This window comes from Actinomadura pelletieri DSM 43383 (genome assembly GCF_003634705.1).
Taxonomy (GTDB): domain Bacteria; phylum Actinomycetota; class Actinomycetes; order Streptosporangiales; family Streptosporangiaceae; genus Spirillospora; species Spirillospora pelletieri.
In genome coordinates, this window is the sequence record NZ_RBWU01000002.1 from 1,396,189 (window position 1) to 1,416,352 (window position 20,164).

Sequence of the window (20,164 nt, forward strand, 5' to 3'; positions counted from 1 at the left end):
CGTCCTACGTACAAGTCAGCGGACCCTCCGGACAGCGGGACTGCGCATGCGAAGCAACGACGACGGCTGGCTGCGACTCCTGGCCGAACTGGAGGACGACTGCCAGGCGTGCCACGGCACCGGCAGCACGGCGAACGCCCGGTGGCGGGCCTGGCACCAGCGCGCCCACGAACTGATCGCGGTGGCCGAGGCCGCGCACCGCGCCAACGAACTGACCCCGGTCCCGCACACCACCTCGGACGGGCCCGCCATCGTCACGGCGGTGGAACGCGCCATCGAGGACCACATGAGGGCCCGTCCCGCGGACCCCGAGCAGACCCCCTGTGGCACGTGCCACGGCACCGGCAGACAACTCACCCCCGCGGGCCGCATGTTCACCGACCTCCTGGCCCGCCACGGCTTCGTCCGCAACACGTAGATCGATCAAATCGGATTGATAGATCAAACCAGTTTGTTCTACACTCTCCACGTGTCCACCGTCACAGCACAGGCGCCCGAGTTCCTCCAACTGACCGGACACCCGATCCGCTGGCAGTTGCTGACCGAGCTGACACACAGCGACCGGCAGGTGCGCGAACTGGCCACGCTGATCGGTCGACGCCAGAGCCTGGTCTCCTACCACCTGGCCCAGCTGCGCGAAGGCGGGCTCGTAAAGGTGCGGCGCAGCTCGGCCGACGGCCGCGACACCTACTACCGCCTTGACCTGGAGGCCTGCCGCGACCGTCTCACCGAGGCGGCCACCGCCCTTCACCCCGGCCTGCGCCTCGCCCCGGCCCCACCACCTCCGCCCACCCCGCACCCACCCGTCCGGGTCCTCTTCCTGTGCACGGGCAACAGCTCCCGCTCCCAGATGGCGGAGGCGATCCTGGAACAGGTGGGCGGCTCCCATTTCGAGGCCGCCAGCGCCGGGAGCCACCCGAAGCCCCTGCACCCCAACGCCGTTCGCGTGATGCGCGAACGCGGCCTCGACATCGGCGGCCGCCGCTCCAAACACCTGGGCGAGTTCACCGACCGGACGTTCCACCACGTGATCAGCCTGTGCGACCGCGTTCGGGAAGTGTGCCCCGACTTCCCCGGCCGACCCAGGACCGCGCACTGGAGCATGCCCGACCCGGCGGCCGAGGGAACGGACGACGCGACCACCTATCCGGCATTCGTCCGTACCGCGTCCGAACTGAACACCCGCATCCAATTCCTGCTGTCCATGACCTGACAAGATCAAGGGGCAAAGAAATGCCGGAAGATCTGACGAATCTCGTGAACGTCCGCTACATGGTGAACGACGTCGAATCAGCGGTCGATTTCTACACCGAACACCTTGGCTTCACCGTCAGGACGAACGCGGCACCGGCGTTCGCCGACGTCGTCCGTGGCAATCTGCGGCTCCTGCTCAGCGGCTCGACCAGCTCGGCCGGCCGCCCCATGCCGGACGGCGCCCGCCCGGCACCCGGCGGCTGGAACCGCATCCACCTCATCGTCCCCGACATCACCGCCGAAGTGGACCGCCTCCGAAACGCGGGCCTCACTTTCCGAAACGAGATCGTCACGGGCCCGGGCGGAAAACAGATCCTGCTGGAAGACCCGTCCGGCAACCTGGTCGAACTCTTCCAACCGGCCGCCTGACAACCACCGAGCACCGGCGGCCCTGACCGGGCCCGCCGGTGTTCACGCATGCCCGGCGACCGTTTCCGGCCAGCACCCGATGCGCGTACACCTGCTCATCGACCCTCCGCACCCCCCGACCCCCGATTGGAACGATTTTTTGTCAAAGACCCGGTATTGACGCCCGATGATCGATGATCAAGGCGACTGAAGCGCTTTCATTGGACAATTGAAATGGATCGAAAAGTTGAAAACCGCAGATTGACGGTACTTAACTGTAAGAGTTACCATCTCTTCGGATCTTGGATCTGTCATCGCCGGTGTCCGTCCGATCCAGACCTCCGGCCCCGCTTCTTCAGTCTCTCGAAGAGGTGGAAGCTCCTACTGTTGAGCAGAGGAATCTCATGCGTAGAGGTATCGCAGCTTCTGTCGCTGTCACCGCGCTCGCCATGACCGCGGTGTCCACCACCCCCGCATCCGCGTCCGAAGAATTTCTCGAGCGCGGCCCCGACGGAGTCACCATCGACATCGCCACGGTCAACGGCAGCGGGTGCCCGCTCGGTACCGCCGCGGTGGCCCTGTCAGAGGGGGCCGAGGCGTTCACCATCACCTACAGCAAGTACCTCGCCCAAACGGGCGGTTCGTCATCGCCCATCGACGAGCGCAAGAACTGTCAGATCAACCTGAAAGTGCACGTTCCCCAGGGCTTCACCTACGCCGTCTCGCAAACGGACTACCGCGGCTTCGCCAACTTGCAGGCCGGTGCTGTCGGTACCCAACGCGCGAGCTACTACTTCCAGGGCGATTCGCGCACCAGGAACTTCTCCCGCAATGTTACGGGCCCCACCAAGGCGACCTGGCAGTTCACCGACGAGGTGGATCTGGAGGCGCTCGTATGGTCGCCATGCGGTGAGCAGCGCAACTTCAACGTCAATACGCAACTGCTGGTGGACGTGGGGGAATCGGACCCTTCGAAGGTCAGTTACATCAGCATGGACTCCGTCGACGGCAGCATCAACACCACGTACCACTACTCCTGGAAGCGTTGCGTCAAACCAGGAAACTGATCCCGGCCAAGCGCAGGGAGTGACCACCTAGACGGCGGCCGCACACCGGAAGAAGTGTCCAAGACACCGATCGGTTCAACCGGGCCATGCCCTCCCACAACGGGCACGGCCCGGTCCCGCCACCCCCGCGAATCCTCCCGCCTTGCTCATGCACAGCCAGAAGGCGCCGCTCAGAGCATCGATTCAGACAGGCGCCTCGTCCTCGACGCGTGATTCCCGACGACGCCCGCCCAGGAACGTCCCAATGGCATTGGGACATGGGCACGGACGCGCCCTTTGTGATCGGAGCGGTGACTACCTTCCGGGGAGTGCGGAAGCCGACCGTCAAGACCGGCGGCGGGCTTGTGGATCGCCCTGAGAATATGGCCGTCCTGGAAGAGGAAGTTTCGCGACGGCTCGCCTGCCAGGATCGTCCGGTGACCCTCACAACCTGGGAGCACGACGGTGACCATTGGTGCATGCTCGTCACGCTCAACGCGGAAGGCCGCTACTTCGAGCTGAGCGAAGCCCGCACCATGCCAACCCCAGACGGCGTGCTCATGCCAGGCCGGACCGTCGTGACGGTCCACGCTTACGCCTCGGCCGAAGAGAAGCCTTCCATGGCATCCTTCGACGAGCACCAGCAAGTGCCGTTCGAAGTGCTCAAGCAATTCATCCGTCAAGTCAGCGAAATACTCGACACCACGCCCTGACCGGGCGCGATTCCGAGGTCACCGGACGCCGCACAGAAGCATCAACGATGCGGGTCCTCCGGCGACTCGTCATCTGTGCCGATCTTGCGTCCGAGAAAATACCTCTCGGTGTTGGGGCCGTCCCGGCCCGGATCGCCCAAGCCGGCGATGACCCACGCGGCGACCAGCACTCCGACCCCGAGCCCCAGCGAGGTCACGGCGAGCGGTCGAGCCGAAGCGCGTGCGCCCTCACAGTCGGGGCCGTCCCCGAAGAGGGTTCCGTCATAGGTGCTCTCATCGGAGTTTCCAAAGAAGGCCGTGCCACACGACTGACCATCCTGCTGAATCGGCCTGAACCCGAGGATCAGTCCGAGCACGAGAAACACGCCTCCGACGATCCGTAACCTCTTCACCACCGTACGCGTTCTCTCCATAACGGCACCCTGGCACGGCCGGCCGAAGTGTGGAAGCAGTTCGTTCCAACCGGACTAGATCGGCTCGAGACCGTCCGTTCCGCGATTGCTCCATGCGGGCCTTGGTGACAAGATGATCACGTGGTGGATCCTCGAAGGGACAATGCCGCGTAGGCGTCCCGCGACGATGCGTGCCCGCTCAAGGGGCTGGCGCGATCCGCAGATCAAGTACCGGGATGTGGACCGGCTCTCGGGAGCCGCGAACGCGGCGATCCGGAAGCTGGAAGCCAAGAGATTCCTCCCCGGGACGACAGCGGCGGCCATACGGGCATGGTCTTCCTATGCCCATCGCCCCGAGGGGCTTTGCCGCAGCTCAGTTCACGTGGTCGGCTGGCCTGTAATCAACTGGGTGGACGTGTATTTCTGCCGATGCACGGTGTTCGAAGCGCGCGCCGACCTCAACAAGATCATGCTCAGCCTGCCCGGCGAGGTCGCTCACGAGTTGCGCCGCGTCGTGAACGCCTTGGACGAGGTCCTGTTGACCAAGGCCCGTTTCGAGCCACCAGACTCGATCGACCTGCTGCGTTAAGCCCCCTCAACGGCAGTGCCCTACAGATCCGCTACAACGATGCACGGGCACGGAAGCGTTGACGATCTAGAGGAAGGACAGAGCCCAGGTGGGGGGCGAGTGTCCTGGCTGCTGGAACTCGCCGAGTTGGAGGCGCGCTCATCAAGGCTCAGGATGTGGGAGTCATCGGTCATCCTGGGGCTGTTCCAGCCACCGGACGACACGCGAGGTCGCCGTGCGTGACAGCAAGGGCCCGAACGACCCCCGCGTCACACCCCCGGTCGAGCGGTTCCGCCGACTCGCCGCGCCGACATCAAGCGCGGAGCCCACGACCTCCCCTGACAGCCACCCCGCACATCACGACGAGAGCCCCAGAACCGAGCGGTACGGCCGGGCTCTCTAAACTTGTTCTCCAACCTCAGGTCGTTGGGTGTGCTTGCCGGTGGGGAAAACGCGGTGCGTACTGCCGCCACGCTGGTCAGACTTGCGGACATGACTGAGAAGATCACCCGCATCAACCCCGAGCTCCTGCATGAGACGCCCGGCTATCACCACATCACGGTGGTGGAGGCAGGGCGTACGGTCTACCTGGCGGGACAGTGCCCGCTGGATCGCAACGGTGACCTCGTCGGTTCCGGTTCCTCGAGATGCAGGTCGACCAGGTGATCGCGAATGCGCTCACTGCCCTGGCGGCGGCGACTGCCCAGCCGCAACACGTAGTGCGGTCGGTGATCTACGTGCGGAGCGACGAAAGGGAGCATCTCGGAGCCGTCTGGCGTCGGCTCACCGAGTCTGCCCTGGGCCCGGCGTTCACCACCGCCAGCACGCTGTTGGGCGTTGCCCAGCTGGGCTTTCCCGGACAGCTTGTCGAGGTCGATCTCACCGCGGCGCTGCCTGACTGATTCTGAACGGCGGTATCGAACTGGGTAGCCCAGCTCTGGGCATCCGCCGGACGCGGGGCTGCCTTCGACTGATTGACCAGGAATCCCGTCCGTACGCTGGCTTGGCCGAAGCCGGGAAGGTCGTCAGCGGAACGGGTATGGCTGCCATCCGCCGCGCGGCTTGCGTAGGGTGAATGTTCTCGCATCGCCAGATCGACTGGCTGAATCTGAAACCGAAAACGTTGTCGGCGATTCCTGTTCTTTTGGCTGAGGCTCTGCGCTCGCTGCTAGGACCTGGTAGGCGCGTGTGCGTCCGAGCCCGATGGCGCGGGCTGCGGTCTCGATACTGGCTTGTCAGAGGCGGTTCGCCTGCAAGGTAAGCCAGATCGGCGCCAGCTCCCGTGTCGTGACGATCGACCTCCGCCGACTCCTTGGCATCGAACCGAGCTAGCCGGGCCGTCCAACGAAGGTCCGGTTCCCGTCCGGGAGCCGGACGTTCCGTGTCGCGGATGCAAGGTAGGTCGCCGTGCCGATCTTCGCCGGGGACGGTCAGACCATGATCACGAAATTGGTGATCGAACCAGGATGCCGCTCAGGCGTGCCCGATCCCAGTGACGAATGATGATCTGGGAAGGGGCTCTCAAGATCGCCCTACAGGGCTTTGGCCTGGGGAAATGAGAGAGCGGGCGACGGGAATCGAACCCGCGTAGCCAGTTTGGAAGACTGGGGCTCTACCATTGAGCTACGCCCGCGAGCGGATGGAGGGCCTTGGCCCTCGATCGCCATCCCGTAGCGTACAGGGTTTTCGGGGGTGGACGTGTCGGTGGGGCGACACGCGCGGGGCTGATCGGGACTAGACTGCTCGCGTCATCGTGTTCGGCGGTGGCGTGCGGGCTGTAGCGCAGTTTGGTAGCGCACTGGCTTTGGGTGCCAGGGGTCGTGGGTTCAAATCCCGCCAGCCCGACCGGAGGCCGTCCCCGGCCGGGCCGCTCGGCGGTCAGTGTGAGGGCGCCAAGAGGGCGCGGGCCGCTGTCGCGGCGGTGTTGATCGCTTTCGGTAGGTTCCCGGGGTTGCGGCCGCCCGCGTTCGCGATGGGGCCCTTGCCGCCCGCGCCGCCGCCGACCTCGCGTGCGGCGGTGGTGAGGAGGTCGCGGGCCTGGACGTGCGGGCCACCGGCGGCGACCAGGATGGCCTTTCCGCCCGATTCCGTGCCGAGGATGACGATGCCGTCCTGGCCGCGGTGGGTGAGGATCGTGGTCGCGATCGTGCGGAGGTCGGTGGCGGTCATGTGGGGGACGGTGTCCGCTACGAGCCACCCGCCGGGAACCTGTTCCGCGTGAGAGGCGAGGCGGGTCGCGTGGGCGTTCAGTTGGGTTCGGTGCAGGGTCTCCAGGTGGCGTTGGGTTTCCGCGAGTGTCTCCAGGCGTTGCCGTAGGCGGTGTGGGGCCTCGTCCGGGGTGACGTGGAGGAGGGCCGCCAGTTCGGTGAGGAGGTCGCGCTGGTGGTCGTAGTGGCGGAGGGCGTCGGCGCCGATGAGGGCTTCGATGCGGCGCAGGCCCGTGCCGATCGACTGTTCGCTCACGATGTGGACGGGGCCCGCCTGGGTGCCGTGGCCGACGTGGGTGCCGCCGCACAGTTCGCGGGACGCGTCGCCGATGTCCACGACGCGAACGGTGTCGCCGTACTTCTCGCCGAACAGGGTGAGTGCGCCCGCCTCTTCCGCTTCGGTGCGGCTCGTTTCCCAGACGCGGACTTCCGGGTCGTCGAGGAGGTAGTCGTTGACCAGGGTCTGGACGACGGCGGTGTCGACGGGGGAGAAGTGCGCGAAGTCGAAGCGGAGGCGGCCCGGTTCGACGCGTGAGCCGCGTTGGGTCGCGTGGTCGCCGAGGAGCCGGCGCAGCATCGCGTGGAGGACGTGGGTGGCGCTGTGCGAGCGGGCGGTCGCCGCGCGGCGGTCGGCGTCCACGATCGCCTCCGCGTCGCCGGGGCGTGCCTCGCCGTCCAGGACGCGGGCCGTGTGGACGTGCAGGCCGTCGAGGCCGAGGCGGGTGTCGAGGACCTGGAGTGTCGCGTCGGACGTGCGGAGCGTGCCGGTGTCGCCGACCTGGCCGCCCGACTCCGCGTAGAACGGGGTGCGGGAGAGGACCACCTCGATTTCCATGCCTTCGGTGACGTCTGGGAGGGGGCCGTCGGGGCCGAGGATCGTGAGGATGGTCGTTTCCGTGGTTGTCGTGGAGTGGCCGACGAAGTCGGTGGGGCCGTGTTCGGCGGTGATGCGGCGGTAGGTGTCCTGGCGTGCGATTGTGTTGTTCTTGTGGCCTCGGCTCGTGTGTTGTGCCTGGAGACGTTGTTTTTCGAGGAGTTCCGCGAATTCGTTCTCGTCGACTGTGAGGCCGGCTGAACGTGCGGCGTCGATGGTCAGGTCGATGGGGAAGCCATAGGTGTCGTGCAGGACGAATGCGGTGTGGCCGGAAAGGGTTGTGGTTGTTTTCTCGATGGCGGATTCGAGGAGTTGGGAGCCCTGGCGGAGCGTTCGCTCGAAGCTCTGTTCTTCCGCTGTGACCACCTGCTGGATCAGGTCGGCGTGGTGGGTCAGTTCGGGCCAGGTTGGGCCCTGGTTCTCGATGACCGTCGAGGTCAAGGGTGCTAGGACGAGGTCGTCCATGCCGAGCTTGCGTGCGTGGCGGATGGCGCGGCGCATCAGGCGGCGCAGCACGTAGCCTCTGCCGTCGCGGGAGGGGAGGACGCCGTCGGCGATGAGGAACGCGATCGATCGCGCGTGTTCCGTGACGATGCGGGTGGACGTGTCGTCGCGGCCCGCCATTTCGCGGACGAGCCGGAACGTGGGCGCCAGGAGGTCGGTTTCGCATTCGGTGTCGACGTTCTGGAGGATCGCCGCGAGGCGTCCCAGACCCAGGCCCGTGTCAATGTTCCGTGCGGGCAGTTCGCCGAGAATGGGATATTCGTCTTTTCCCGGACCCTCTCCGCGGAGGTTCTGCATGAAGACGAGGTTCCACAGTTCTTGGTAGCGTTCGCCGTCGACCGCGGGTCCGCCTTCGCGTCCGAAGGACGGTCCCCGGTCGTAGTGGATTTCGGACGACGGTCCGCACGGCCCGGGAACTCCCATCGACCAGTAGTTGTCCTCCATGCCGAGGCGCTGGATCCGTTCGGAGGGGACGCCGATGCGTTTCCAGAGCCCCACGGACTCGTCGTCGTCCACATATACGGTGATCCACAGGCGTTCGGGTTCGAGGTTGTAGTGGCGGGTGAGAAGCTCCCACGCCCAGGCGATCGCGTCCGCCTTGAAGTAGTCGCCGAAGGAGAAGTTGCCGAGCATCTCGAAGAACGTGGAGTGGCGCGTGGTGCGGCCCACGTTCTCGATGTCGGACGTCCGCGCGCACTTCTGTACGGACACCGCGCGTGAATGGTCGGGCTTCGTCTCGCCGAGGAAGTAGGGCTTGAACTGGTTCATGCCCGCGTTCGTCAGCAGCAGCGTGGGATCGGACGGAATGAGCGGGCTGGACGGCACGACCCGATGGTCGCGTTGTTGAAAGAAGTCCAGAAACGTCGAACGAATGTCAGTCGAACGCATGGAACGGCCTCACGAGGTCGATGGGATGACGGCGCACACCGCCGAGCCGGGCCGGGCACGACTGCTCGTTCCCCAGCTCGGCGCGGCTAGCTCGCCGTCCCACCTCGTGAAGGTCCATCACCGCCAAGCTACCGCGCAGGGCGGCGGATGGCACACGGAATTCCTGTCGCCCTCGGGCGGGCCGGGTCTCTAGGGTGAGCCCACGTGTACGCCTATGTGGGTCCTGCGGAGCTGCTTGACCAGGTGCGTCCCGGGGCGGAGGGGGAACCGGTCACGTCGGCGGCGGACGTCGAACGGCTTCGCCGTGACGAGCCGTTCACCTATGTCGTGGCGCTCGACGGCACGCTCCGCATCGCCCCGCGCCGCAGCGAGCACGTCGTGTGCGCCGGCGGGCGGCACGTCCTGGCCGCCGGGGAGATCACCTTTCACGGCGCGGTCGTCACCGAAGTCAGCAACCAGTCGACCGGGTACTGTCCCGGCGAGAAATCCTGGGCCGCGGTCGCGGACGCGCTCGACCGCGCGGGCCTGGAAAGACCGGACGGCTTCACCCACGTGTTCGTTTTCCGGCATTGCCCCGGGTGCGGGGAACTCAACGTCGTGAAGGACGCCTACTACGTCTGCGTCTTCTGCGACTCAGATCTTGCGCCCGGGTGAGCGAGAAACCTCCCCGTAAGGATCAGGAGGTCTTCTTCAGACCCTCCAGTTCGGCGGCGTGGGAGTCGTACTCGGCGCGGGCGGCGTCGATCGCGTCGATATGAGACTCGGCCCACGCGACAAAGGTGTTGGCCGCCTCCATGAGCGTCTCGCCCATCGGGGTGAGTGAATATTCGACGCGCGGCGGCATCACCGGATAGACGGTGCGAGTGACGATTCCGTCGCGTTCCAGCCCGCGCAGTGTGACGGTGAGCATACGTTGGCTGATCCCGTCGATGTCGCGCTTGAGTTCGGTGAATCTCTTGGTGCGCTCACCCAACATCGCGATGACCATCAACGACCATTTGTCGCCGATCCGGTCGAGGACCTCGCGGGCCCGGCAACTCGCCGAGTGCGGGTGCAGTCCCATGGTTCTCTCCAGGTGACCAGGGCAGGAAAAAGTGCCTTCTTGTGCCGACTTCGAGGGTGTCCGCACCATGGAGACGGTTCCGATCAGGAACCGCCTTACCGTTCGTAACCCTTCACCGCCCTAGGAGACACGATGACGACCGAGCTTGTCGAGATCCCCGGTTACGTCGCGGGCACCTGGACGATCGACCCCGTCCACTCCGGTGTCGGCTTCACGATCAGGCATCTCATGGTCAGCAAGGTGCGCGGCCGCTTCGGGACGTTCGAGGGGACCGTCGTGACCGGCGCCGATCCGTTGGAGTCGTCGGTGACCGCGTCCATCGACCTGGCCTCGATCGACACCGGTAACGCCCAGCGTGACGAGCACGTCAGGGCCGCCGACTTCCTTGATGTCGCCACGTACCCCGCCATGACGTATCGCTCCACCGGCGTTCGTCGCGAAGGCGGCGACCACGTCTTGGACGGCGAGTTGACGCTGCGCGGGACGACCAGGCAGGTTCCGCTGAAGCTGGAGGTCGAGGGGTTCGGCCCGGACCCGTTCCGGCAGGACGACCCGTTCAAGGGCGCCCGAGCCGGGTTCACCGCCACCGGGGAGATCAACCGGCTGGACTTCGGGGTCGGGGACCGCGCCACCATCCCGGGCGGCGCGCTGGGGCTGGGGGAGAAGGTCGAGATCGTCCTGGAGATCCAGGCCGTGCTGCGCGCCGACTGACCCCATGAGCGCAAAGGGGAGGGCCCCTGACCGGCGTCCGGTTGGTCAGGGGCCCGATGTCTCGGCTGTCTGAAGGGGCTGGGAGGGTCCCCTCTGCGAACAGCTCAGCCGAGACCGTTCTTGATGGCGGAGATGAGCTCACCGTTGGCGGTGTCGCCGCTGAGCTCCCAGAAGAAGGTGCCGCCGAGACCCTCGGAAGCGGCCCACTTCACCTTTCCGCCGATGGTGGCCGGCGTGTCGTAGCTCCACCACTGGTTTCCGCAGTGCGCGTAGGCGGTACCGGCGATGGTGCCGTTCGACGGGCACCTGCCCTTGAGGTCCTTGTAGTCCTCGATGCCCTGCTCGTACTTGCCGGGCGCCGGGCCGGTGGCGGTGCCGCCGGGCTCCTTCTGGGTGACACCCGTCCAGCCGCGGCCGTAGAAGCCGAGGCCCATCACCAGCTTGTCGCCGGGGACGCCGAGCTTCTTCAGCTTGGCGATGGTGTCCGCCGTGTTGAAGCCCTCGTGCGGGATGTTCGGGTAGGACGTGAGCGGCGAGTGCGGCGCCGTCGGGCCCTTGGCGTCCCAGGCCCCGAAGTAGTCGTACGTCATCGGCAGGTAGTAGTCGACGTACTGCGACGCGCCCTTGTAGTCGGTCTTGTCGATCTTGCCGCCCTCGCTGGCGTCGGCGGTGATCGCCGCCGTCACGAGGTTGTCGTTACCGAACTTGGCCCGCAGTGCGGACAGCAGCTTCTTGAACGCGTCCGGCCCGCTCTCGTCGCAGGTGAGACCGCAGGCGTTCGGGTATTCCCAGTCGATGTCGATGCCGTCGAACACGTCCGCCCAGCGCGAGTCCTCGACCAGCTTGTAGCAGGAGTCGGCGAACGCGGCGGGGTTCTGCGCGGCCTGGCCGAAGCCGCCGGACCAGGTCCAGCCGCCGAACGACCACAGCACCTTCAGATTCGGGTGCTTCTTCTTCAGCTTGCGCAGCTGGTTGAAGTTACCGCGCAGCGGCTGGTCCCAGGTGTCGGCGACACCGTCGACGCTCTGGTCGGCGCCGTAGGCCTTCTCGTAGTCGGCGTACCCGTCGCCGATGGTGCACCGGCCGCCCTGGACGTTGCCGAACGCGTAGTTGATGTGCGTCAGCTTGCTGGCGGAACCGCTCGTCTCGATGTTCTTGACGTGGTAGTTCCGTCCGTAGACGCCCCAGTTGGTGAAGTAACCGATGACCATGTCGCCGGCGCCGGATCCGTCGCCGTCGGGGGTGGTCACGGAAAGCGTCTGGGACGCGGGGGAGCTGTTCCCGGCGGCGTCGTGCGCCTTGACCGTGAACGTGTAGGCGGTCTTGGCGGCAAGTCCGGTAATGGTGGCGCTGGTGCCCGTCACGGACGCGGCCTTGGTGGTGCCGCGGTAGACGTCGTAGCCGGTGACGGCGACGTTGTCGGTTGACGCGTTCCAGGCCAGGGAGACGGTCGTGGGAGTCGTGCCCGTGGCGCGCAGACCGCTGGGAGCGGTGGGAGCTTCGGCGTCGTCGCCGGGGCCGCTGCCGCCGTCGCAGGACGCGCCGTTGATCTTGCAGGTGGTGAAGAAGCCGGAACCGGTTCCGTTGAACCCGAAGCTGGTCTTGTTACCGGCGGCGAGGTTGCCGTTCCAGGTCGGGTTGGTGAACGTGTACACGTTCCCGGAAACGGTCTGGCTGGCGTTCCACACCGAGCTGATCGACGTCCCGGACGGCAGCTCCGCTTCGAGCTTCCACCCGCTCAGGGGTGCGTCCGTGCCGTTGGTGATGGTGCACGTGCCTCCGAAGCCGCTGCCCCAGTCCTGGGTTTTCGTACATTCGGCCGTGACCGTCCCGGCCGACGACGCCGGCGGCGCCGCCAGAAGGGCGGTGGCGGCCGCCAGGGTTGCTGCGCCGGCGAGTGTGATGACTCGCCGTCCGCCCTGTCGTGACATGATTCTCCGTTCGTTCGGCCCCCGAGCAAACAGGAATCCCCGCTCAATTCTTAGGAAACTTTCCTAAGAATTGGGTGGATCGTAACCGGGTGGAACGATGCCTTCAAGAGCCGGCGAGGGGGTCCGAGCGTACCGGCGCCGGTGGTCTATTCGGCTGCCTGCACACATACGGGACGGCAGGGGCGAAATAAATTTCAGGTCGATCCGAACCACCCGGGAGCGTCGAGCCGCCACGGGTCGTCGGGCGTGACCTGCCGGAGGTCGCGCTCCAGGGCCCGGACGCGGTCGGCGCCGAGCCGCCGGACCCAGTCGTCCCGCACCCGCTCGAAGATCCGCGCCGAGCGGGTCAGCGAGTCCACGCCCCGCGCGGTCAGCCGGACGACCTTGCGCCGGGCGTCGGACGGGTCGGCGACGCGCTCGACGTAGCCGGCGCGCTCCAGCGACTCGACCATCTTGCCCGCCGCCTGCTTGGACACGCCGAGCCTGCGGCCGAGTTCGACGGCCGTCGTGCCGTTCGGGCCGATGGCCTGGAAGACGAACCCGTGCATCGGGCGCAGCTCGGGATGTCCCTGGACGGCCAGCTCGGCGTGCACCTCGTCGACGATCATGCGGAAGGCGAGCAGGAGCCGCAGCGGCAGCTCGAAGCCGGGTGCGTCGTCGGGCTCGTCCGTGGACGCGCCGGAGTCGCTTGACATGAAAGACAACCTCGTTGACTATATGGACAACCGCATTGACCAATCTAGGGGATCGGGGCCCATGACGCTCATCCGCACCACCGAGAACCGCCGTACCGACACGCGCAACGCGACCATGACCACGTTCGCGACGCCCACCCAGGGCGGCACGACGGGCATCGCCGTCTGGCGTGTCGACATGGGGCCCGGCCGGACCGGCCCGCTGCACGCCTTCGACACCGAACAGGTCTGGACGATCCTTGAGGGCACCGCCACCGTCGACCTGGACGGCCGCAAGCTGGAGGCGGGCCCCGGCGACACCGTCGTCCTGCCGCCCGACGTTCCGCGCCAGGTGACCTCGGGGCCGGACGCCGGGTTCACCGCCATCGTCGCCGCCCACGCCGGCTGTCTGGCCTACGACCCGCGCGCCCGCGTCGACGAGACCAAGTGCGAACACGAACCCCAGGGCGATGCGCGCCAAGTGCCGCCCTGGGCGGAATGACCGCCATCCCCGCGTGACCGCCATCCCCGCGTGAGCGCCGGCCCGCGTGGTCGGCACCCTGCGCGCCCGGCATCGGGGGTCCGGACGCTCAGGCGCCCAGATAGGCGAGAACCGCCAGAACGCGGCGGTTGTCGTCCTCGGACTGCGGCAGCCCGAGCTTGGCGAAGATGTTGTTGGTGTGCTTGCTGATCGCCTTCTCGGTGACGAACAGCTTCCCGGCGATCGCCGCGTTCGACCGGCCCTCGGCCATCAGCCCGAGCACCTCGCGCTCGCGGGGGGTCAGCTGTTGCAGCGGCTCCTCGCGGGCGTGCCGGGTCAGCAACTGGGCCACCACGTCCGGGTCGAGCGCGGTGCCGCCGTCCGCGACCCGGCGCACCGCCTCGACGAAGACCTTCACGTCCGAGACGCGGTCCTTCAGCAAATAGCCGATTCCGCCTGTGCTGTCCGACAGCAGTTCGCGTGCGTAGAGCTGCTCCACGTGCTGCGACAGCACCAGCACCGGCAGGCCCGGAATCTCCTTCCGGGCCTCCAGCGCCGCCTTCAGTCCCTCGTCGGTGAACGTCGGCGGAAGCCGCACGTCCACCACCGCGACGTCCGGACGGTGCGTGGTCAGCGCCCGCAGCAGGGACGGGCCGTTGTCCACCGCCTCGACGACCTCGAAACCGAACGCCTCGAGCAGGCGGATCAGCCCGTCTCTGAGGAGGGCGAGATCTTCGGCGATGACAACGCGCACGGCAGCTCCATGGTCACGACGGTCGGCCCGCCGGGCGGGCTCGTCACGGCCATGGTCCCATCGAAGGCGGCCAGCCTGCGCTCGATCCCCCGCATACCGGACCCGTTCGCGAGGTCGGCGCCGCCCGTCCCGTCGTCCCCGACGATCATGAGCAACCGGCCGTCCGCGTGCTCGATCTGGAGCCAGGCGTTCCGGGAGCCGGAGTGCTTGACGACGTTGGCGAGCATCTCCGCGACCGCGAAGTACGCCGCCGACTCGACCGGCGCGTCGGGACGTCCCGGCAGGTCGATCCGGACGTCGACGGGCAGCGGCAGGGTCAGCGCAAGCGCCCGCACGGCGCCGTCCAGCCCCCGCTCGGCCAGCACCGGCGGATGGATGCCGCGGACCAGGTCCCGCAGCTCCGTGAGCGCCGACCCGCTGGCCGCGCGGGCCTCGGCGAGCAGCTGCCGCGCCGTCTCGGGGTCGTCCCGCATCATCTCCTCGGCGAGCCCGATGTTCATGCTCAGCGCGACGAGCCGGGCCTGAGCGCCGTCGTGCAGGTCCCGCTCGATGCGGCGCAGTTCGGCGGCGGACGCGTCCACCGTCTCCGAACGCGTCTCCGCCAACCGCTGGACGCGCTCGGTCAGCGCCGCCCGCGTCGGCGCCAGCAGCGACTGGCAGAACAGCGCGTGGACCCGCAGCAACGCCGGCCCCAGCGGGACGGACACCGCCGTCAACGCGGCCCCGAGGACGATGGAGCCGATGACGCCGAACGCGCCGTACTCGTCCAGCATCCAGAACGGCCCCCACCCGTAATCGGTGATCTGCGCCAGCCACGGCGCGACGAGCACGCCCTCCAGACCGTAGATCGTCACCCCGGTCGCCAGGACCCCGAGGACGAGCGCGACCGGCACGTTCAGCAACGTCCAGAGCAGGTCACGCCACGACGCCGGGTCGGAGAGCGTCCATCTCAGCCGCCCGAACAACCCGAGCCCGCCCGCGGGCTCCGGCCGGTACGGGACCGGGATCTCCACCCCCGACCACTCGGCCGCCCACGCGCGTTGCAGGTTGGCGACGGTGCGGATCGCCTGGAACATGACGGGGACGAGCACGACGCCGATCCCGAGTGGAATGAACGCGAGCGACAGCACCGTGAGAATGAACAGCGAGAGGTTCCCCACGTAGGCCATCACGATCTGGACGATCGCGCGGACGAATGTGGTGAAGGCGCGCCGCCCGTACGCTCCGAATCGCGGCCCTATGGCCAGTTCGCGGTCGCTCACCTGTTCCTCCACGGCTGCTCTGTCCGGTTGGTCCCGACTCCGTCCATTGTGGTCGACCGGCGTCCTGCGCACGGTGGTGTTAAACCCCCTCTCACCGGCGCCGGAGGTGGAGTTAGACCTACCCTGCCCTTCGTGCGATTCGTGTTCCTGGACCCGGACGGCGGGCAACGCGACTGGCTGTACGTCGTCGTCGGTGCGAGTACCGGGATCGTCTACCAGCAGCAGTACGGCGGTACCGCGAACCTGGTCGGCGAGGTGGAGGGCTATCTCGTTCCCATCGACGGCGTCGACCACGTGAGCGGCCGGGACGGGCGGGCCGAACTCCGTGAGATCTTTGAGGGGGCGACGCGGGGGTCCGGTCGCACGGGCGCCGAACTCACCGCCGATCGGCTCGACCGCGTCCGGTCGGCGGTCGGCGTGATCCACTATTGGACGTCCGGCAGGACGCGCGAAGGGACCACCGACCGCGTTCCGCTGCGGATCGACGAGAGCCGTGTCGACGAGCTGGACGAGGCCTGGATCCCCGTCCACACCCCGGACGGACCGGGCGTCCTCGTATGGGACAACTCAGACTGAAATCAGACTGGAAGCGAAACGAGCCGTGACAGCGACCACCAGCCAGACGTCCGCAGGCCATGACGGACCGCCGCCCATCACCCAGCGCATCGCCGAGGAGATCGGCGTCGGCGAGGGGCAGGTGCGGGTCGCGGTGGAACTCCTCGACGGCGGGGCGACCGTCCCGTTCATCGCCCGCTACCGCAAGGAGGCCACCGGAACGCTCGACGACGCGCAGCTGCGCGCGCTGGAGGAACGGCTGCGCTACCTGCGCGAGCTGGACGAGCGCCGCGCCGCGATCCTGGAGTCGATCGAGTCGCAGGGCAAGCTCACCGACGAGCTCAGGGCGCAGATCATGGCCGCCGAGTCCAAGGCGCGGCTGGAGGACATCTATCTGCCGTACAAGCCGAAGCGGCGCACCAAGGCGCAGATCGCCCGGGAGGCCGGGCTGGAGCCGCTCGCCGACCTGCTGATCGGCGACCCGTCCCACGCCCCGGGCACCGCCGCCGCCGGCTACGTCGACGCGGACAAGGGCGTCGCCGACGCCGCCGCGGCCCTGGAGGGGGCCCGCGCCATCCTCGTCGAACGTTTCGGTGAGGACGCCGACCTCATCGGCGCGCTGCGCGAACGCATGTGGACCCGGGGCCGGATGGTCTCGCGCGTCCGGGACGGCAGGCAGGAGGCGGGCGCGAAGTTCTCCGACTACTTCGAGTTCGCCGAACCGTTCGCGAAACTGCCGTCGCACCGCGTCCTCGCGCTGTTCCGCGGCGAGAAGGAGGAGGTCCTCGACCTCGAACTGGTGCCGGAGGACGAGCCCGCCGAGCCGGGCGCGCGCAGCTCCTTCGAGGTGGAGATCGCGAACCGGTTCGGGATCGTCGACCAGGGGCGTCCGGCCGACGCGTGGCTGGCCGACACCGTCCGCTGGGCGTGGCGCACCCGGATCCTCGTGCACCTCGGCATCGACCTGCGCACCCGGTTGCGCCAGGAGGCCGAGGACGAGGCGGTCCGCGTGTTCGCCGCCAACCTGCGCGACCTGCTGCTCGCCGCGCCCGCCGGGACCCGCGCCACCATGGGCCTGGACCCGGGCCTGCGCACCGGCGTGAAGGTCGCCGTCGTGGACGGCACCGGCAAGGTCGTCGCCACCGACACGATCTACCCCCACGAACCGCGCCGGAAGTGGGACGAGTCGATCGAAACCCTGGCGCGGCTCGCCCGCGAGCACAACGTCGACCTCGTCTCCATCGGGAACGGCACCGCGTCCCGGGAGACCGACAAGCTCGCCGCCGACCTGATCGCCCGGCATCCCGACCTCAAGCTCACCAAGATCATGGTGTCGGAGGCGGGCGCGTCGGTGTACTCGGCGTCGGAGTACGCGGGACGCGAGCTGCCCGAGCTGGACGTGTCGTTGCGCGGCGCCGTCTCCATCGCCCGCCGCCTCCAGGACCCGCTCGCCGAACTCGTCAAGATCGACCCGAAGTCGATCGGGGTCGGCCAGTACCAGCACGACGTGTCCGAGGTGAAGCTGTCCCGCTCCCTCGACGCCGTCGTGGAGGACTGCGTGAACGCCGTCGGCGTCGACGTCAACACCGCGTCCGCGCCGCTGCTCACCCGCGTGTCCGGCATCGGCGAGGGGCTCGCCGACAACATCGTCGCCCACCGCGACGCCAACGGCCCGTTCCGCAGCCGCGGCGGGCTGAAGGACGTCCCGCGGCTCGGCCCGAAGGCGTTCGAACAGTGCGCCGGGTTCCTGCGCATCCCCGGCGGGGACGACCCGCTCGACGCGTCCAGCGTGCACCCGGAGGCGTACCCGGTCGTCCGCCGCATCCTCGACACGGCGGGCGGCGACATCAAGGGCCTCATCGGCAACACCGCCGTGCTGCGCTCCCTGAAGCCCGCCGACTTCGTCGACGGCTCCTTCGGGTTGCCGACCGTCACCGACATCCTCGCCGAGCTGGAGAAGCCCGGCCGTGACCCGCGTCCGGCGTTCCGTACCGCGACGTTCAAGGAGGGCGTCGACACGCTCGCCGACCTGCGGCCCGGCATGATCCTGGAGGGCGTCGTCACCAATGTCGCCGCGTTCGGCGCGTTCGTGGACGTCGGCGTCCACCAGGACGGGCTCGTCCACATCTCCGCCATGTCCGACAAGTTCGTCGAGGACCCGCGGGACGTGGCCAAGCCCGGCGACATCGTCCGCGTCAAGGTCCTGGACGTGGACCTGCAGCGCAAGCGCATCTCGCTGACGCTGCGGCTGGAGGACGAGCAGCGCGACCGTGGCGGACGCCCGAAGCGCGGCGCCCAGAACCAGCGCGACGGCAAGGACGGCCCGGGACAGGGCCAGGGGCGCGGCCAGGGACGCGGACAGGGACGCGGCCAGAACCGCGGCCAAGGCCAAGGCCAAGGCGGCCAGAACCGCGGCCAGAATCGTGGGCAGGGTCGCGGTCAGGGCGGTGCTCAGGGCGGTGCTCGGGGCGGCGGAGCCATGGCCGACGCCCTCCGCCGCGCCGGACTCGACAAGGGCCTGCCCGGCACGGACCGCAAGGGACGCTGACGGTCAGTCGCCGAAGCCGATCCACCGGCCGTCGGTCCCCGTCTCGGTCGGGGGCCGCGGCCGGACGGGGCGGCGCGGCGACGTCCGTCCGGGCCGGTCGCCGGGCTCCTGGTCGAGGACCTCCCGCGCGAGCGGGGGGCGCTGCGGTGGCACCGCCGCCAGCGACGTCCGCCGGTTCACACGATCGGGTTCCGGCACGCCCGGGCTCGGGCGGGGGTCGCCGAAGGGGTCGCGGTCAGGCCGCTCGTCGTGCCGCGCCGGATCCAGCGGCTCGTCGGCGACGGGCCTGTGCTGCGGGAACAGCAGGACGGCGACCACGCCGAGCACGAGGGCGCCGAGCCGCATCGCCGAATGCGCAGGGTCCCGCGGCCACGCCTCCTCGTACAGGAACGTGCCCATCGTCAACAGGTACGACTTCGCGGCGACCGTCATCACCGTCGCCACGATCGCCACCCGGCACCGCTGGAACGCCGTCACCAGGATCCCGAACCCGATCGCCGCCGAGACCACCGTCAGGTACGGCCAGGGCGTCGCGGCGATCCATACCGTGGCGGCGTCCGGGTCGTGGCCCCACCCTTTGATCGCCAGCTCGGCGGTCCCGATCGGGAAGCCCGCGCCGAGGCCGTAGGCGATGCCGGTGACCGGGCGGGCGTGCCGCCCGTCCGGCCGGTGGTCCCCGAAGGCCAGGATCAGCAACGGCACCGCGACCCCGGGCACGGCCACGAACACGATCTTCCAGGCGGGCGCCCCCGCCGACGTGACCGTCTCGTCCCCGCGCAGCGACGCGATGAGCAGCAGGATCGCCCCGCCGATCAGCAGCAGGCTCGACCATTCGCGCGGGGTGAGCCGCTCCCCGAACAGCGCCAGCGCGATCAGCAACAGCGGGACGATGCCGGACATGCAGATCGGCACAGCGGTGGACAGCGGCAGCTCGCCCAGCGCCCTGATCTGTAAGGCGAGCCCGCCGAGCACGAACGCGAGCCCGGCCAGGAAGACCGGGTCGCTCATCATCGTCCGGATCATGTGCGGGACACGGTCGCCCCGCAGCGGGGGCATCCGGTCCGCCGCCGCCTTGAAGAAGGCGAACCCGAGGTAGTAGAGACCGGTCGCACCGAAGGCCGCGGCTATCTCGTTCATCGCGGACGAGTATGGGCCTTCTGGGTGCTCTATGTCACTGACCGTATGGGATTGATGACGCGGATTCGTCCATCTCGGGGCCTCCGATGTCCGCAGCCGGCGCCGCTACCCCATAGACTTGGCCGCGCGAAGGCGCGGAGCCGTGTTTCGGTGTGCCCGCGCCGCTGAGAGACTTGCCGGCCGGGTAACCGATGCGGGCGGGCCGAACGGGGCCGGTCGCGTCCAGGCCGAGGCTCGCAGAGCACGAAGGAAGC

The 20,164-nt window shown here is 68.3% G+C and carries 21 protein-coding genes and 2 tRNA genes; 14 read left to right on the forward strand and 9 right to left on the reverse strand.

The window, feature by feature from the left end:
* Positions 1-46 precede the first annotated feature (46 nt).
* From BZB76_RS12905 to BZB76_RS12925, 5 genes are all read left to right on the forward strand, one after another.
* Entirely contained in the window at positions 47-418 is a 372-nt protein-coding gene (locus BZB76_RS12905; protein WP_121434477.1) for a hypothetical protein, read from the forward strand.
* Positions 419-469: 51 nt separating this feature from the next.
* Positions 470-1,213: an arsenate reductase/protein-tyrosine-phosphatase family protein gene (locus BZB76_RS12910; protein WP_121434478.1), complete on the forward strand. Its 744-nt coding sequence runs from the start codon at positions 470-472 to the stop codon at positions 1,211-1,213.
* Positions 1,214-1,233: 20 nt separating this feature from the next.
* Positions 1,234-1,623, forward strand: coding sequence for a VOC family protein (locus tag BZB76_RS12915; RefSeq protein WP_121434479.1), 390 nt, complete (start codon positions 1,234-1,236; stop codon positions 1,621-1,623).
* 428 nt (positions 1,624-2,051) lie between these two features.
* Complete coding sequence (locus BZB76_RS12920; RefSeq protein WP_246006907.1) at positions 2,052-2,669, forward strand: DUF4360 domain-containing protein; 618 nt, start codon at positions 2,052-2,054, stop codon at positions 2,667-2,669.
* A gap of 257 nt (positions 2,670-2,926) precedes the next feature.
* Complete coding sequence (locus tag BZB76_RS12925; RefSeq protein WP_121434481.1) at positions 2,927-3,361, forward strand: CoA transferase family protein; 435 nt, start codon at positions 2,927-2,929, stop codon at positions 3,359-3,361.
* A 41-nt stretch (positions 3,362-3,402) separates the two neighbouring features.
* Here BZB76_RS12925 and BZB76_RS12930 read toward each other — a convergent pair whose 3' ends face one another.
* The gene (locus BZB76_RS12930; RefSeq protein ID WP_147449423.1) at positions 3,403-3,774 is read right to left on the reverse strand and encodes a hypothetical protein; all 372 of its coding nucleotides are present in this window, start codon (positions 3,772-3,774) and stop codon (positions 3,403-3,405) included.
* A gap of 112 nt (positions 3,775-3,886) precedes the next feature.
* Here BZB76_RS12930 and BZB76_RS34215 point away from each other — a divergent pair, with 112 nt between their 5' ends.
* The 3 genes from BZB76_RS34215 (at position 3,887) to BZB76_RS35850 (ending at position 5,223) form a co-directional block, all read left to right on the forward strand.
* Positions 3,887-4,342 (forward strand): hypothetical protein, encoded by a 456-nt coding sequence (locus tag BZB76_RS34215; RefSeq protein ID WP_147449424.1) that lies wholly within the window; start codon positions 3,887-3,889, stop codon positions 4,340-4,342.
* Between the two features lie 471 nt (positions 4,343-4,813).
* Entirely contained in the window at positions 4,814-4,987 is a 174-nt protein-coding gene (locus BZB76_RS35845) for a hypothetical protein (protein ID WP_246006908.1), read from the forward strand.
* The gene (locus tag BZB76_RS35850) at positions 4,969-5,223 is read left to right on the forward strand and encodes a RidA family protein (protein WP_246006909.1); all 255 of its coding nucleotides are present in this window, start codon (positions 4,969-4,971) and stop codon (positions 5,221-5,223) included. The genes BZB76_RS35845 and BZB76_RS35850 overlap by 19 nt, the downstream gene beginning before the upstream one ends.
* A gap of 660 nt (positions 5,224-5,883) precedes the next feature.
* On the opposite strand, the gene BZB76_RS12940 is transcribed toward BZB76_RS35850, so the two are convergent.
* A tRNA-Gly gene (locus BZB76_RS12940) sits at positions 5,884-5,954 on the reverse strand.
* Between the two features lie 138 nt (positions 5,955-6,092).
* Between BZB76_RS12940 and BZB76_RS12945 the strand changes: the two genes are divergently transcribed.
* Positions 6,093-6,166 (forward strand) — tRNA-Pro (locus BZB76_RS12945).
* Positions 6,167-6,199: 33 nt separating this feature from the next.
* On the opposite strand, the gene alaS is transcribed toward BZB76_RS12945, so the two are convergent.
* Complete coding sequence (alaS, locus tag BZB76_RS12950) at positions 6,200-8,794, reverse strand: alanine--tRNA ligase (RefSeq protein ID WP_121434483.1); 2,595 nt, start codon at positions 8,792-8,794, stop codon at positions 6,200-6,202.
* Positions 8,795-8,998: 204 nt separating this feature from the next.
* Between alaS and BZB76_RS12955 the strand changes: the two genes are divergently transcribed.
* On the forward strand, positions 8,999-9,448 hold the full coding sequence (locus tag BZB76_RS12955) for a hypothetical protein (RefSeq protein ID WP_121434484.1): 450 nt from the start codon (positions 8,999-9,001) through the stop codon (positions 9,446-9,448).
* Positions 9,449-9,470: 22 nt separating this feature from the next.
* On the opposite strand, the gene BZB76_RS12960 is transcribed toward BZB76_RS12955, so the two are convergent.
* Positions 9,471-9,857: a winged helix-turn-helix transcriptional regulator gene (locus BZB76_RS12960; RefSeq protein WP_121434485.1), complete on the reverse strand. Its 387-nt coding sequence runs from the start codon at positions 9,855-9,857 to the stop codon at positions 9,471-9,473.
* A 132-nt stretch (positions 9,858-9,989) separates the two neighbouring features.
* On the opposite strand from BZB76_RS12960, the gene BZB76_RS12965 reads away from it, so the two are divergent.
* Entirely contained in the window at positions 9,990-10,568 is a 579-nt protein-coding gene (locus BZB76_RS12965) for a YceI family protein (protein WP_121434486.1), read from the forward strand.
* Positions 10,569-10,672: 104 nt separating this feature from the next.
* On the opposite strand, the gene BZB76_RS12970 is transcribed toward BZB76_RS12965, so the two are convergent.
* Positions 10,673-12,499 (reverse strand): glycosyl hydrolase family 18 protein, encoded by a 1,827-nt coding sequence (locus BZB76_RS12970; RefSeq protein ID WP_121434487.1) that lies wholly within the window; start codon positions 12,497-12,499, stop codon positions 10,673-10,675.
* A gap of 194 nt (positions 12,500-12,693) precedes the next feature.
* Complete coding sequence (locus BZB76_RS12975) at positions 12,694-13,194, reverse strand: MarR family winged helix-turn-helix transcriptional regulator (RefSeq protein ID WP_121434488.1); 501 nt, start codon at positions 13,192-13,194, stop codon at positions 12,694-12,696.
* A 61-nt stretch (positions 13,195-13,255) separates the two neighbouring features.
* Between BZB76_RS12975 and BZB76_RS12980 the strand changes: the two genes are divergently transcribed.
* The gene (locus BZB76_RS12980) at positions 13,256-13,675 is read left to right on the forward strand and encodes a cupin domain-containing protein (protein WP_121434489.1); all 420 of its coding nucleotides are present in this window, start codon (positions 13,256-13,258) and stop codon (positions 13,673-13,675) included.
* An 88-nt stretch (positions 13,676-13,763) separates the two neighbouring features.
* On the opposite strand, the gene BZB76_RS12985 is transcribed toward BZB76_RS12980, so the two are convergent.
* Both BZB76_RS12985 and BZB76_RS12990 read right to left on the reverse strand, forming a co-directional pair.
* Complete coding sequence (locus BZB76_RS12985; protein WP_121434490.1) at positions 13,764-14,408, reverse strand: LuxR C-terminal-related transcriptional regulator; 645 nt, start codon at positions 14,406-14,408, stop codon at positions 13,764-13,766.
* Complete coding sequence (locus tag BZB76_RS12990; protein WP_246006910.1) at positions 14,360-15,670, reverse strand: sensor histidine kinase; 1,311 nt, start codon at positions 15,668-15,670, stop codon at positions 14,360-14,362. The genes BZB76_RS12985 and BZB76_RS12990 overlap by 49 nt, the downstream gene beginning before the upstream one ends.
* Positions 15,671-15,802: 132 nt before the next feature.
* Between BZB76_RS12990 and BZB76_RS12995 the strand changes: the two genes are divergently transcribed.
* Together BZB76_RS12995 and BZB76_RS13000 are read left to right on the forward strand one after the other, a co-directional pair.
* Complete coding sequence (locus tag BZB76_RS12995) at positions 15,803-16,246, forward strand: DUF6210 family protein (RefSeq protein ID WP_121434491.1); 444 nt, start codon at positions 15,803-15,805, stop codon at positions 16,244-16,246.
* Between the two features lie 25 nt (positions 16,247-16,271).
* Positions 16,272-18,773 carry a Tex family protein gene (locus BZB76_RS13000; RefSeq protein ID WP_121434492.1) on the forward strand — a complete coding sequence of 834 codons (2,502 nt, stop codon included), beginning with the start codon at positions 16,272-16,274 and terminating at the stop codon, positions 18,771-18,773.
* 3 nt (positions 18,774-18,776) lie between these two features.
* On the opposite strand, the gene BZB76_RS13005 is transcribed toward BZB76_RS13000, so the two are convergent.
* Positions 18,777-19,910: a hypothetical protein gene (locus BZB76_RS13005; protein WP_121434493.1), complete on the reverse strand. Its 1,134-nt coding sequence runs from the start codon at positions 19,908-19,910 to the stop codon at positions 18,777-18,779.
* Positions 19,911-20,164 lie beyond the last annotated feature (254 nt).

Bases quoted from the DNA above. Each gene is read 5' to 3' on its own strand.
- BZB76_RS12905 (WP_121434477.1), top strand. From the start codon at position 47: ATGCGAAGCAACGACGACGGCTGGCTGCGACTCCTGGCCGAACTGGAG.
- BZB76_RS35845 (WP_246006908.1), top strand. From the start codon at position 4,814: ATGACTGAGAAGATCACCCGCATCAACCCCGAGCTCCTGCATGAGACG.
- BZB76_RS12920 (WP_246006907.1), top strand. From the start codon at position 2,052: ATGACCGCGGTGTCCACCACCCCCGCATCCGCGTCCGAAGAATTTCTC.
- BZB76_RS12960 (WP_121434485.1), bottom strand. From the start codon at position 9,857: ATGGGACTGCACCCGCACTCGGCGAGTTGCCGGGCCCGCGAGGTCCTC.
- BZB76_RS12980 (WP_121434489.1), top strand. From the start codon at position 13,256: ATGACGCTCATCCGCACCACCGAGAACCGCCGTACCGACACGCGCAAC.
- alaS (WP_121434483.1), bottom strand. From the start codon at position 8,794: ATGCGTTCGACTGACATTCGTTCGACGTTTCTGGACTTCTTTCAACAA.
- BZB76_RS12965 (WP_121434486.1), top strand. From the start codon at position 9,990: ATGACGACCGAGCTTGTCGAGATCCCCGGTTACGTCGCGGGCACCTGG.
- BZB76_RS35850 (WP_246006909.1), top strand. From the start codon at position 4,969: ATGCAGGTCGACCAGGTGATCGCGAATGCGCTCACTGCCCTGGCGGCG.
- BZB76_RS12925 (WP_121434481.1), top strand. From the start codon at position 2,927: ATGGGCACGGACGCGCCCTTTGTGATCGGAGCGGTGACTACCTTCCGG.
- BZB76_RS12930 (WP_147449423.1), bottom strand. From the start codon at position 3,774: ATGGAGAGAACGCGTACGGTGGTGAAGAGGTTACGGATCGTCGGAGGC.
- BZB76_RS12915 (WP_121434479.1), top strand. From the start codon at position 1,234: ATGCCGGAAGATCTGACGAATCTCGTGAACGTCCGCTACATGGTGAAC.
- BZB76_RS34215 (WP_147449424.1), top strand. From the start codon at position 3,887: ATGATCACGTGGTGGATCCTCGAAGGGACAATGCCGCGTAGGCGTCCC.
- BZB76_RS12975 (WP_121434488.1), bottom strand. From the start codon at position 13,194: ATGTCAAGCGACTCCGGCGCGTCCACGGACGAGCCCGACGACGCACCC.
- BZB76_RS13005 (WP_121434493.1), bottom strand. From the start codon at position 19,910: ATGAACGAGATAGCCGCGGCCTTCGGTGCGACCGGTCTCTACTACCTC.
- BZB76_RS12970 (WP_121434487.1), bottom strand. From the start codon at position 12,499: ATGTCACGACAGGGCGGACGGCGAGTCATCACACTCGCCGGCGCAGCA.